The 12,796-nt window shown below is 65.0% G+C and carries 11 protein-coding genes; 2 read left to right on the forward strand and 9 right to left on the reverse strand.

Annotated features, from left to right (window positions below):
- Positions 1-206: 206 nt before the first annotated feature.
- From MTX21_RS13320 to MTX21_RS13335, 4 genes are all read right to left on the reverse strand, one after another.
- The gene (locus MTX21_RS13320) at positions 207-1,898 is read right to left on the reverse strand and encodes an FAD-dependent oxidoreductase (protein WP_280965263.1); all 1,692 of its coding nucleotides are present in this window, start codon (positions 1,896-1,898) and stop codon (positions 207-209) included.
- A gap of 111 nt (positions 1,899-2,009) precedes the next feature.
- Positions 2,010-3,035, reverse strand: a complete 1,026-nt coding sequence (locus MTX21_RS13325; RefSeq protein ID WP_280965264.1) for a trypsin-like peptidase domain-containing protein — start codon at positions 3,033-3,035, stop codon at positions 2,010-2,012.
- Between the two features lie 82 nt (positions 3,036-3,117).
- The gene (locus MTX21_RS13330) at positions 3,118-3,567 is read right to left on the reverse strand and encodes a hypothetical protein (RefSeq protein ID WP_280965265.1); all 450 of its coding nucleotides are present in this window, start codon (positions 3,565-3,567) and stop codon (positions 3,118-3,120) included.
- Between the two features lie 7 nt (positions 3,568-3,574).
- On the reverse strand, positions 3,575-5,173 hold the full coding sequence (locus tag MTX21_RS13335; RefSeq protein ID WP_280965266.1) for a GMC family oxidoreductase: 1,599 nt from the start codon (positions 5,171-5,173) through the stop codon (positions 3,575-3,577).
- Between the two features lie 202 nt (positions 5,174-5,375).
- On the opposite strand from MTX21_RS13335, the gene MTX21_RS13340 reads away from it, so the two are divergent.
- Positions 5,376-6,158 carry a thermonuclease family protein gene (locus MTX21_RS13340; protein WP_280965267.1) on the forward strand — a complete coding sequence of 261 codons (783 nt, stop codon included), beginning with the start codon at positions 5,376-5,378 and terminating at the stop codon, positions 6,156-6,158.
- Between the two features lie 220 nt (positions 6,159-6,378).
- On the opposite strand, the gene cyoD is transcribed toward MTX21_RS13340, so the two are convergent.
- From cyoD to MTX21_RS13360, 4 genes are read right to left on the reverse strand one after another with little or no spacing between them, the layout of a single operon-like run.
- Positions 6,379-6,768 carry a cytochrome o ubiquinol oxidase subunit IV gene (cyoD, locus tag MTX21_RS13345; protein ID WP_280965268.1) on the reverse strand — a complete coding sequence of 130 codons (390 nt, stop codon included), beginning with the start codon at positions 6,766-6,768 and terminating at the stop codon, positions 6,379-6,381.
- Positions 6,765-7,406, reverse strand: coding sequence for a cytochrome (ubi)quinol oxidase subunit III (locus tag MTX21_RS13350; protein ID WP_280965269.1), 642 nt, complete (start codon positions 7,404-7,406; stop codon positions 6,765-6,767). The genes cyoD and MTX21_RS13350 overlap by 4 nt, the downstream gene beginning before the upstream one ends.
- The gene (gene cyoB, locus MTX21_RS13355) at positions 7,406-9,409 is read right to left on the reverse strand and encodes a cytochrome o ubiquinol oxidase subunit I (RefSeq protein ID WP_280965270.1); all 2,004 of its coding nucleotides are present in this window, start codon (positions 9,407-9,409) and stop codon (positions 7,406-7,408) included. Before cyoB ends, MTX21_RS13350 begins: the two co-directional genes overlap by 1 nt.
- Positions 9,399-10,232 carry a cytochrome ubiquinol oxidase subunit II gene (locus tag MTX21_RS13360; protein WP_280965271.1) on the reverse strand — a complete coding sequence of 278 codons (834 nt, stop codon included), beginning with the start codon at positions 10,230-10,232 and terminating at the stop codon, positions 9,399-9,401. Before MTX21_RS13360 ends, cyoB begins: the two co-directional genes overlap by 11 nt.
- A gap of 146 nt (positions 10,233-10,378) precedes the next feature.
- Here MTX21_RS13360 and MTX21_RS13365 point away from each other — a divergent pair, with 146 nt between their 5' ends.
- Complete coding sequence (locus tag MTX21_RS13365; protein WP_280965272.1) at positions 10,379-11,128, forward strand: SDR family NAD(P)-dependent oxidoreductase; 750 nt, start codon at positions 10,379-10,381, stop codon at positions 11,126-11,128.
- Positions 11,129-11,312: 184 nt separating this feature from the next.
- On the opposite strand, the gene MTX21_RS13370 is transcribed toward MTX21_RS13365, so the two are convergent.
- Positions 11,313-12,650: a sorbosone dehydrogenase family protein gene (locus MTX21_RS13370; RefSeq protein ID WP_280965273.1), complete on the reverse strand. Its 1,338-nt coding sequence runs from the start codon at positions 12,648-12,650 to the stop codon at positions 11,313-11,315.
- Positions 12,651-12,796: the final 146 nt, after the last annotated feature.

Raw genomic sequence — 12,796 nt, forward strand, 5'->3', positions numbered from 1 at the left:
GGATTGCTTCGCTGCGCTCGCAATGACGAGGTTGCGGAACGAGCGCGCCACGCTCTCAACTGTCATCGCCCGGCTTGACCGGGCGATCCAGTACGCCGCGGCGGTCGTGTGAATCTCGCTGTCTCTGGAATACTGGATGCCCCGCTTTCGCGGGGCATGACGGCGGAGGAGATGCAGGGTCGTTGCCACGGTCGACGCCAACGTCATCACACCCCCTCCGCCAGATGCCGCCCCGCGATGTACCCGAACGTCAGCGCCGGTCCGAGCGTGATCCCCGGTCCCGGATAGTTGCCGTTCATGATCGAGCCCATGTCGTTGCCGCAGGCGTAGAGGCCGGCGATCGGCGAGCCATCCTCGCGCAGCACGCGGGCCTGGGCATCGACCTTCATGCCGATCGCCGTGCCGAGATCGGCCGGATAGATGCGCATCGCGAAGAACGGGGCGCGGATGATCGGCGCCACGCAGGGGTTGGGCTTGTGAGCCGCATCTCCGAGATGGCGCTGATAGACGGTGCTGCCGCGGCCGAATTCCGGATCGCGGCCGTCCCTGGCGTCGGCGTTGTAAGCCGCGATCGTGGCCGCGAGCGCGGACGGCTTGATGCCGATCTTGGCGGCGAGTTGCTCGATCTTCGCGGCCTCGATCAATTCGCCGCTTGCTACATAGCGGCGGACGTTGCGCGTGAACGGCTTGATGCGGCCGAGGCCGTAGCTCCACAGGAATTGGCGGTCGCAGATGAGATAGAACGGGCGATCAGGCTCGCCGTTGCCATCGCGCAGCATGGCAAGCACGAATTCGTGGTAGGACAGCGCCTCGTTGACGAAGCGCCGGCCGGCCGCGTTCACCGCGATCACGCCCGGCTTGGCGCGGTCGGTCACCGTGTGCGGAAAGACACCGCGGCTGCCGTCGGCGCGGCGAAACAGCGAGGCCGGCACCCAATAGGCCGGGCTGGTCGCTTCCATGTTCAGCGCGGCGCCGCTTGCGCTCGCAAGGCGAAGCCCATCCCCGGTGTCGGAGGTGTTGGTCGCCGAGACGAACCCCGCAGCCGCCGGGAAAAAGCGCTTGCGCAAGCCTGGGTCGTGCGAGAAGCCGCCGGTCGCCAGCACCACGCCGCGGCGCGCGGCGATAGTGCGGTCGCGGGAGCCGTGACGGATGACCACGCCACTGACGCGATCGCCCTGTATCGACAGCTCCTCAACGTCGGTGCTGAAGAGGATCTCGACCTGCCGCGCCAACAGCGAGGCGTACAGCCGTGCGGCGAGCGCATTGCCGAGATGCAGCGTCGTGCCGCGCGGTGCGCGCAGCCGCTGCCAAGCGTATTCTGAAATGAGCCGCGCCGCACGCAAGGTCGAAGGCAGCGATTTGCCGACCCGGCGCAGATGCGGGATGTCGAGGCGGTTGACCATCATCCCGCCGAACAGCGTGAACTCCGGCAGCGGCGACCGCAGACGGGCGAAGTTTGCACCGAGGCTCGTTCCGTCGAAGGCGACCGGCTCGAGCACGCGCCCACCGGCCGTGGCGCCCAGCCGCTCCGGATAATAGTCCGGATACGTCTTCACCGGCTGCAGCCGCACCTCGGTGTTGGCCTCGAGATAGGCGACCGCCTCCGGCCCGCGCGCGAGGAAGGCAGCGCGCAACCCGGCATTGGCGGGTTCGGGCACCGTGCTCGACAGATACCGGACCGCGTCCGAGACGCTGTCGGACAGCCCCGCCTCTTTCATCTTGAGATTGGCCGGAATCCAGACCATGCCGCCGGACCAGGCGGTGGTGCCACCGACGAAGGCGGTCTTCTCGATCACCAGCACGCGCAAGCCTTCGGTGGCGGCAACGGCCGCCGCCGTCATGCCACCCGCACCGGCGCCGATGACGATGACGTCGTAGGGCTCGTGCGCCGGCATCATGCGGCCAACTTCCGGGAGCGAGGCATGCCGCTGTCATACCCCGCCCGGAGGGACGAGCGCTCTATTTTTTGCACATGATTTTATCGGAAAACCGCTTCGCACTTTTCCGGATCATGTGCCCCGCGCCGGCTTGCGCTCGACCGGATCGATGTCGATGGCCCGCAGGCGGCCGAGCCGCAGCACGTCCATGGCAAGACGTCGGCCGATCCGGTCGCGATCGAGCACGCGGATCAGGTCGTCAACGCCGTTGATCTCGACGCCGTCGAGCCTGATGACGACGTCGCCGGGCAGCAGGCCCGCCTTCGCCGCCGGGCCGTCCGGCTCGATCTGCATCAAGAGCGCGCCCATCTTGTTCTCGACACCGGCCAGCACCGCATGCCGCCGCGGGATCGGCGCGGTCTGCCCGGCAACGCCAATATAGGCACGGCGGACATAGCCGTGGCGGATGATCTCCGACAGCACGAACTGCGCGGTGTTGCTGGCGACCGCGAAACAGATGCCTTGCGCACCGCTGATGATGGCGGTGTTGATGCCGATCACCTCGGAATTCGACGACACCAGCGGCCCGCCGGAATTGCCGGGATTGAGCGCGGCATCGGTCTGGATCACGTCCTCGATGGTCCGCCCGCTCACCGAGCGGATCGAGCGCCCGAGCGCCGAGACCACGCCGGCCGTCACGGTCGACTCGAAGCCGAGCGGATTGCCGATCGCGATCACGAGCTGGCCGCGCCGCAACGTCTTGGAGTTGCCGAGCGCGGCATAGGGCAGGTCGCGCACGCCGTTGGCGCGCAGCAGTGCAAGGTCGGTGTCGGGGTCGACGCCGAGCACCCGGGCGTCGCCGACATGACCCTCGACGTCGCGCAGCCGGATCTCCTTGGAGGAGCCGACCACGTGGCTGTTGGTGAGGACCAGCCCGTCCGGCGAGATCACGATGCCCGAGCCAAGCCCGCCGCGCTCGCGGCCGTTCGGCACCTTCGGTCCGGTCTCGACGCGCACGACGGCAGGGCCGACGCGGTCGGTCACGTCGATCACGGCATTGGAATAGGCGTCCAGCAGGGCCCGATCATTGTCCGGGGCAGCCGCTGTGATTCGCGATGACAGGCCGTCATCGGCGATATCTGAGGTAAAATCCAACATGGCGAGAGTCCTTGAGGCTCACACAGATGGTGGCCTATTCCGTCTCGCGCAAGTGGCCCGCATCAAGCGCAGGGCTGGGCTGCTAGGGCACCTGTCGCAGCGTGCCTGCCCTTGCCCTGACCGGATCGAGCAACGACCAGTCGCCGTCCGGAAGCACGTGCCCCTTGGGGAACGGCGCACGCAGCTCCAGCCCGAGCGAGCGCAGCACACGGTCATCGCGGTAGTAGCATTGCAGCACGACGCGGACCAGGGTCGCAGCGGCAGCGCCGCCAGAGCTGCGGAATTCCCGTGCCACCGCGTCGCGCCTCGCCGCATCGAGCTCGGCGAGCGGTCGGCCCGCCAGGCGCCCCAAATGGTCCAGCGCCTGGCGCACCAGCGCCGTGTCACGGCCGAGCGTCGCCAGCATGTCGGCCTGGATCGCAGGGTCGTCCGCGCCGGGCACCTTGTACTCGTCGCTGGCGGGAATGATCATCGCGGCGACAGTGCGGAGATCGTCGCGTTGGGCGCGCGTGAGTTGATTGTCTGCGGACATGACGGCCTCAGTCGAACAAATTGGCGAGGCGCTGCTTCATCTGGTCGGCGACGTAGAGCGCTATGGCCTGGATGGTCGAGGTCGGGTTGACCCCGCCCGAGGTGACGAAGACGCTGCCGTCGACGATGAAGAGGTTCTTCACATCGTGCGAGCGGCCCCATTCGTTGACCACGGAGCGTTCGGGATCGGTGCCCATCCGCGCCGTGCTGAGCAGGTGCCAGCCGCCCCAGGGGATAGGATTGTTGATGCAGATGTCGGTTGCGCCGGCGGTCTCGAGAATCTCCCGGCCACGGGCGAGCGCGTGGTCCATCATCTTGCGGCTGTTCTCGCTGATCGTGTAGTCGATCTTCGGCGCGGGAATGCCGTTAGTGTCCTTCAGGACCGGATCGAGCGTAACGCGGTTGTGTTCCTCCGGGAGATCCTCGCAGATCGCCGAGACAGCAACACGGTGGCCGTTGAGCCTGCGGAACACGCGATGATGCTCCGCACCCCACGGCAGAATGCCCTTCTGCTCGCTCGCGACCGCCTCGAACACCGGCCCGGCGCCGCGCCCGAACTGGATGCCGTAGCCACGAACGAAGCCGCGCGACAGATCGGTGTCGTAGAATTCCTTGCTCCAGAGACAAGTCGGCGGGGCGCGGTTGGAGTCGGTCGGCTCCTTCACGTAGCCATAGATCTGCGCGTAAGGGTGGAACATCAGGTTCTTGCCGACGAGGCCCGATGAATTGGCAAGGCCGTTCGGGAAGCGGCTGGACGCCGAGTTCAGCAGGAGCCGCGGCGTGCCGACACCGTTGCAGGCGATGATGACGACATGCGCCGGCTGAAACTGCTCGATGCCGTCTTTGTCGTAATAGACCACACCGGAGGCCATGCCGTTCTCGTCGGTCGTGATCTCGCGCACCCGGCAATGGGTACGCAGCTCGACCCCGGCGCGGATCGCCTGCGGCCAGTAGGTGATGTCGGTCGAGGATTTTGCGCCTTGCGCACAGGCCGGCGTGCAATGGCCGAGATTGATGCAGCGCGCCCGGCCCTCATAGTCCATTGTCGCAACCGTCGTGTCCGATGGCCACCAGTGCCAACCGAGCTTGTTCATGGCATTGCCGATCAGCGGCCCGGACAGGCCGAGCGGCTGCGGCGGCATCGGCGGATGCGTCAGCGGCGAGAGCGGATCGCCTGACAGGCCGGATGTACCCATGATCCGGTCGTTCTCCTCGAAGAACGGCTCCAGCGTGTCGTAGTCGATCGGCCAGTCGTCGGCGACGCCGTCGAGCGTCTTCACCCTGAAATCGGAAGGGTGCAGCCGCGGCCAATGGGCCGTGTACATCACGGTCGAGCCGCCGACCGCGTTGAAGCTGACGACCTTGATCGGCGAATTGTCGTCGTTGATGGGATAGTCCTCGGGCCTGCCACGAACGTTCGGGCTGGTCGACCATTCGCCGTAGAACTTGGCTTCCCAGTCGCGGCCCGTGCTCGGATATTCCGCGGGGTTCATCCAGCCGCCCTGCTCCAGGCAGAGAATGTGCATCTTGGTCTCGGCCAGCGACCACGCGACGGCGGCGCCCGAAGCGCCGGCGCCGATGATCAGGACGTCCACGGGGTCTTTCATCGAAACATTGTCCTCCCGCCCTCGCCGCTTCGCGGGCGATTCGGCCTTTCGCAGCTTGTCTGAACGGCAAACGATAGGGGCAGACCGGCCGGCGAGTAAAGGCGTGGTGCACGAATGTCGCACTTCGCACAGCGCAGACCATTGGTGTTGCCATGTCCGGATGCTAGGAACGAAGGGCAAGAGCAATCGATAGTGAGATCGTATGTCCTTCAAGAATTCCTTTGCCGGCGCTATCGCGCTTGTTTTGTTTCTCGCTCTGTCCGGACTTCTGATCACCACCGGATCCGGCTTCGCGCTGACCGCAGCCGCAACCGTCCGGGATGCCAACTCCATCCAGCTCGGCGACACCACCTATCGGCTCGATGGCGTCGACGCGCCGGAGCTGGACCAAGTCTGTATCGACGATCACGCCGATCCCTGGACCTGCGGGCTGGACGCCCGCGACCAACTCACGAAATTGATCGGCGGGCGGACCGTTCGCTGCGACGATGTCGGGCCAGAGAAGAGCTTCGGCAAGCGGCACCGTGCGATCTGTACGGCGGAAGGCGACAAGGTCAGTTTGAACGAGCAACTGGTCAAACTCGGCTTTGCCCTCGCGCGCGAGCCCGTCAAGGCGAACGTCAAGCCGGCGGCGGCCGAAGCCAAGGCCGCCTCGGCCGGCATCTGGAAGGGCTGCTTTGCTGCACCGCAAGAGTTCCGCACCGGCAAGAAGGACGGCGCGCTCCTTGGGGCCGCCTGCCGCCCCGATCGCGACAAGGAAATTCGCGCCGTGCTGTTCCCGGAGGATCTGGCGATGCCGCCGAACTGCAGCATCAAAGGCAAGCTCGCGGTGCGCGCCCGCGTCACCGGCAATATCGGCATCTATCATTTGCGAGGCTGCCCGAGTTATCCGGCGACGACGAAACCGGACCGCTGGTTCTGCTCGGAGGACGACGCGCAGGCTGCCGGCTTCCGCAAGGCGTATAATTGCCGCCGGCCGAAATGAGAGAGCGCTTCACGCAACTGTGAGCGGTAATCCGAGACAGTATTGATCCGGAATTGAACTCTATCGGGAGTTGTTGCATCTCATATATGTGCGGTAGCACGTGGTGCTAACGCTTCCTTGGCAGCAATCCGGCTCCGGCCCGATTGTCTTTGCTTGGGCGTTTCCTCCCTAGACTTGGGCCGCTTGTTCATCGCAAGCGGCTCTTTTTCTTTGCCCCAGGCTAGCTGCGCATCTGCATGATCTGGTCCATCGGCGGCATGTTCTGATTGAGGTGCGCCATGATCCAAACGGTGCCACCGACCACCAGGAAGACGATCAGGAGGCCGAAGGCGAGCGCCAGAACGTTGTTGGTGTTGTCCGGGCCCGTCGTGATGTGCAGGAAGAACACGAGATGCACGCCCATCTGCGCGATCGCGAGCACGATCAGCGCGACCGGAATCGAAGGCTGCCAGACCAGATCCGTGCCAGCGATGAAGAACGACGTCGCGGTCAGGAGCAGCGCCAGGACGAGGCCGACGACGTAGCCGAGGATCCGCTCGCCGACGCTGTGTTGTTCTTCCTCGCCCGGTGCGAGGTCGAGCCGCGTGGGCACATGCGTCTCATCGCTCATGGCGCGCCTCCAAGCAGGTAGACGACTGAAAAGATCGCGACCCAGATGATGTCGAGCGCGTGCCAGAACAGCGCGAAGCACATCTGGCGGCGCAGGATGTCGGCGCGAAAACCCTTGGCGAAGACCTGGGCCATCATGGTGAGAAGCCACAGCACACCGGCCGAGACATGCAGGCCGTGGCATCCGACGAGCGAGAAGAACGCGGTCAGGAACGCACTGCGCGACGGCCCGTAGCCGCGGGACACCAGATCGGCGAATTCACGGAATTCAATGCTGAGAAAGGCAAGCCCCAGCACGCAGGTCACGGCCATGCAGAGATAGAACCACAGCCTGTTGCGCACGTCGGCGGCAATGCTCGCCATGCCGCAGGTGAAGCTCGACAGGAGCAGGCAGACCGTCTCGATCGCGACGTTCTTCTGCTCGAAGATCTCCGAGCCTTTCGGGCCACCGGCGGTCTGGTGGACGAGCACCGCATAGGCCGCAAAGAAGCAGGAGAACATCACGATGTCGGAGAGCAGGAAGACCCAGAAGCCATAGGCGGTGACGATGCGCTTCGGTGCCGGCCCGGGATGCTCGAGGACGCGGCCGATATGGTGCGGGTCGGCATGCGCGTGGCCATAGGTCGCGGTCATCGCCATTAGAGGGCTCCCGCCATGCTGACGAGGTTGCGGCGTTCCTCGATGTTGGCCTGATCGATCCGCGCGACCTCAGCCGCCGGTATGACGTATTCGTCATGGTCGCGCCAGGCGAATACGACGAAGGTCGCGAACGCGCCAAGGACGCCCAGGATCACCATCCACCAGATGTGCCAGATCAGCGCAAAGCCCGTGACACTGGCGAAGAACGCGCAGACGAATCCGGTCGGCGAGTTTCTCGGCATCTCGATATCCTCGTATTCGGGCTCGAAATGATGCGCGAGCTGCTGCTCCTTGGCGTGCTGCTTCATCGCCCAATAGGCATCCTCGCCGCGCACATCGGGATGGAAGGCGAAGTTGAACACCGGCGGCGGCGACGAGGTTGCCCATTCCAGCGAGCGGCCGTCCCAGGGATCGCCGGTGCGATCGCGCAAAGCCTCCCGGTTGCGGATGCTGACCACGAGCTGCATGACCTGGCAGATGACGCCGACCGTCAGCACCGCCATGCCGATCGCGGCCACGAGCATCCAGGGCCGCCAGGCCGCGACGTCGTAGTGCTGCATGCGCCGCGTCATGCCCAGCATGCCCACGATGTAGAGCGGCATGAACGTAATGTAGAAGCCGGTGAAGGTGAACCAGAACGCCGCCTTGCCCCAACGCTCATCGAGGCGGAAGCCGAACGCCTTCGGAAACCAGTATTCGAAGCCGGCGAAGGCGCCGAACAGCACGCCGCCGATGATGACGTTGTGGAAGTGCGCCACCAGGAACATGCTGTTGTGGAGCAGGAAGTCGGCCGGCGGCACCGCCACGAGGACGCCGGTCAGGCCGCCGATGATGAAGGTCACCATAAATCCGATGGACCACAGCATCGGCGTCGCGAAGCGGATGCGGCCGCCATACATCGTGAACAGCCAGTTGTAGATCTTCACCCCCGTCGGCACCGCGATGATCATGCTGGCGATGCCGAAGATCGCGTTGACGTCGGGCCCCGCGCCCATCGTGAAGAAGTGATGCAGCCAGACCATGAAGGAGATGACGCAGATCGCCATGGTGGCAAGGACCATCGAGCGGTAGCCGAACAGCGGCTTGTGAGAGAAGGTCGACACCACCTCCGAGTAGATGCCGAAGGCCGGCAGCACGAGGATGTAGACCTCCGGATGTCCCCAGGCCCAGATCAGATTCATGAACATCATGACGTTGCCGCCGGCCTCGTTGGTGAAGAAGTGAAAGCCGAGATAGCGGTCGAGCAGCAGCATCGCGAGCGTTGCCGTGAGGATCGGGAACGCCGCGACGATGAGCAGGTTCGAGGCCAGCGTCGTCCAGCAGAACATCGGCATGCGCAGATAGTTCATGCCCCTGGTGCGCAGCTTCAGCACGGTGGTCACGAGATTGATGCCGGCCACCAGCGTGCCGACGCCGGAAATCTGGAGCGACCAGGCATAATAGTCGACGCCGACGCCCGGCGAATAGGTCAGCCCCGACAGCGGCGGAAAGGCGAGCCAGCCGGTGCGCGCGAATTCGCCGACCACGAGCGAGATGTTGACGAGCAGCGCGCCGGTCGCGGTCAGCCAGAAGCCGACCGAATTCAGCGTCGGAAAGGCGACGTCGCGCACGCCGAGCTGGAGCGGCACGACGAGGTTCATCAACCCAATCACGAACGGCATCGCCACGAAGAAGATCATGATGGTGCCGTGGGCCGAGAAGATCTGATTGTAATGCTCCGGCGGCAGATAACCCTGCGATTGGTAGGCGATCGCCTGCTGGATTCGCATCATGATCGCGTCGCTGCCGCCGCGCAGCAACATTACCGAGGCCAGCAGCACATACATGACGCCGATGCGCTTGTGATCGACGCTGGTGATCCATTCGTGCCAGAGATAGGGCAGATGCCCTTTCACCACGACCCAGGCCAGCACGCCCAGGATTGCGACCAGCACCACCGCGCCTGCGATGAGCGGAATCGGCTGGCCGAACGGGATCGCCGACCAATCGAGCTTACCGAACATCATGGCCTCCCCTGTGCGACCGGTCCGCCTCGGATGCGACTTGCGGTCCGGGCCCGGGCGGAATGTGCTGGGTCGCGATGAGGTCAAAGAGCCGGGGATCCTCGAGCCGGTAGGTCGGCCTGCCTGTCTCGATGCCCTGCTGCATCAGTTTCTTGTAGCTGTCTTCGTTCAGCACGGAATCGGTCTTCGCCGTGCTCGCCACCCAGTCGGGAAAGACGAGCGGCGAGATCACGTTGACGTCGAACATCATGTCCGGGAAGCCATCCCCGGAAAAATGCGCCGAGAGCCCCTGAAGCTTGCCCTCGTTGTCGGCGCGCAGGTTGAGCCGCGTCACCATGCCGTTCATCGTGTAGATCATGCTGCCGAGCTGCGGGATGAAGAATACGTTCATCACGCTCGACGACGTGAGCTGGAAATTCAGCTCGGCGCCGGCCGGCACCGTCAGCGTGTTGACGGTGGCAATGCGCTGGTCCGGATAGATGAACAGCCACTTCCAGTCGAGCGAGACGGCCTGAATCCGCACCGGGCTGCCGGTCCCCGGCACCGGTGCTGCGGGGTCGAGCTGATGCGAGCCGATCCAGGCGACACCGCCGAGCAGGATGACGGTCAGAGCGGGGATCGCCCACACCACCATTTCGACCCGGCCGGAATAGACGAAGTCGGGCTGATAGTGCGCGCGCGGATTGGACGCCCGAAACCAGAAGGCGAAGCCCAGGATCGCGATGATGGTCGGCACCACGATCGTCAGCATGATGAAAACGGAATCGACCAGGATGGTGCTGTTCGCAGCAGCAACGGGCCCTTGCGGATCGAGCAGATTCATCGGCGAGCCACTTGTGGTTGGGAAGCCCCGAGGAAGAGCGTAGCGCGAAACAGTGCCCGCAACAAACGCAGTTGTGTGAAGACGGTTCCGGCGCAGCGGCGAGCCGTTGGGCGCCACGCACTATCATCGCGGCGAAGGAGCCATGCATGGCCGGCATGGGCAATGGCCGCGCCACCGCACTCACGTTCGCGCGCGAGGGCGCGAAGGTGCTGTGCGTCGATCATCATCTCGAGTCGGCCGAGGAAACTGTCGCGATGATTGTGGCGAAGCAGGGCACCGCCGCGGCCTTCAAGGCCGACGTCACGCGGTCAGCCGACATCAAGGCGATGGTGGCGGATGCGCAGGCGCGCTGGGGCCGGATCGACGTGCTGCACAACAATGTCGGCGTTAGCCTCGCCGGCGGCGACGCCGAGTTGCTTCAGTTGACCGAGGAGGCGTTCGACCGCGTCGTCGCCATCAACCTGAAGAGCTGCATTCTGGCGGCGAAAGAGGTGATCCCGATCATGCGCGCGCAGAGAAACGGCGCCATCATCAACATCTCCTCGATGGCCGCGATCACGACCTATCCCTACGTCGCCTACAAGGCGACGAAGTCGGCGATGATCGCCTTCACCGAACAGCTCGCCTACCAGAACGCCGAATACGGCATCCGCGCCAATGTCATCCTGCCGGGCCTGATGAACACGCCGATGGCGGTCGACACCCGCGCCCGCGAATGGCACAAGACCCGCGCCGAGGTCGAAGCCGAGCGTGACAGCAAGGTGCCGCTGCGGAAGAAGATGGGCACAGGATGGGACGTGGCCAATGCCGCGCTGTTCCTGGCGTCGGATGAAGCGAACTTCATCACCGGCGTGACGCTGCCGGTGGACGGCGGAGCGAGCGTGCGACGGGGGTAAGCCGAGGCGAACACGATGCCCTTCCCTTCTCCCCTTGTGAGAAGGAGGCGCGAAGCGCCGGATGAGGGGTCTCTATCCACAAACTCAACTGCGCGAGATCGCTCGCGGAGAGAGGCCCCTCACCCGGCTTCTCTATCGCGAAGCCACTACCCTCTCCCACAACAAGGGGAGAGGGGCAGCAGCATCATTGCGGCGCGTTTGTCACCCGCCAGATCGTGCCGTTGCCGTCTTCCGAGATCAGCAGCGAGCCATCCTTCGCCACTGCGACCCCAACGGGCCGGCCCCACACTTCGCGGTCGTTGACGACGAAGCCGGTGATGAAGTCTTCGTATTCGCCGGTCGGCTTGCCGTCCTTCATCCGGATTCGGATCACCTTGTAACCGGTACGTTTCGACCTGTTCCAGGAGCCGTGCTCGGCTGCGAAGGCATCGCCCCGATACTCGGCTGGAAACTGCGTGCCCTGGTAGAACGTCATGCCGAGCGAGGCCGAGTGCGGCTGCACCAGCACGTCGGGGACCGTCACCTTGTCCTTGAGGTCCGGCCTCGCGCCGGCGTGGCGCGGGTCCTCGTTGCCGCCGATATAGAACCATGGCCAGCCGTAGAAGGCGCCTTCCTTCACGCTCGTCACGTAGTCGGGCACGAGATCGTCGCCGAGACCGTCGCGCTCGTTGGTCGAGCACCACGGCAGCCCGGTCTGCGGCTGAATCGCCAGACCGACGCAGTTGCGGATGCCGGTGGCGTAGATCTTCCGCTCCTTGCCGTCCGGATTGAAGGCAAGCACGGCGCCGCGCTCGGTCTCACTCGCCCAGGCAGCGCCCAGCGGCTGCGTGCGCGACCAGGCTGCCAATCCGCCCGGCGGATTGCCCATGCCTTCCGCGAGATTGCTGTGCGATCCGACCGACACCAGCATGCGCTTGTTGTCCGGCGTGAAGACGATGTCGCGGGTGGAATGGCCGCCATCATGCGGCAGGCTCGCCACGACCGTCTCCGGTTTGCCCCGCGCCTTGAGATCGCCGGCCTGATAGGGAAAGCGGACGACACCGTCGGTATTGGCGACATAGACCCATTGCGGGTCGTCGCCATTTGGAAAGAACGCAATGCCGAACGGCTGTCTCAGGCCGCTGGCATAGACGTCGTTGGTCGCGACCTTGCCCTCGCCGGCGCGGAGCACGCGGATAGTCCCCGCGCGCGTCTCCGCGACGAAAATATCGCCGTTCGGCGCAACCCGCACGGTGCGTGGACCGCGCAGCCCTTCCGCGAACAGCTCGACCTTGAAGCCAGCCGGCACCTGCAAGGACGCTTCCGGCGAACGCGGCACGACGCGCGGAAAACTCGCAGCCGACGGCGTGCCGCCCGGCCTGGCGAGATCCTGCGGGCGGATCAGCCTGACCGTGCCGGGCTTGTCGGATTGCCAATTGCCATAGGCCGCCTTGCCTTGCAGCACCGGCTCGGCCTGCACACCGGTCGCGGCGGCGGCCAGCAACCAGGCGGATGTCGCCACGGACCAGATATTGTTCTTCACGTCGCCTTCCTCCCGGCTCGCACCGTCGAGCTTCGCTCCCGCTGCACAACGCCGATCGCATCACATACGTTCTTCGGCGGGTCTAACGCCTGCCGAATCCCACGTCAGCTCATGCCCGCACGATGTGCAGCAAGGTGCGCCCATCG

The organism is Bradyrhizobium sp. ISRA430, from assembly GCF_029909975.1.
Lineage (GTDB): Bacteria > Pseudomonadota > Alphaproteobacteria > Rhizobiales > Xanthobacteraceae > Bradyrhizobium.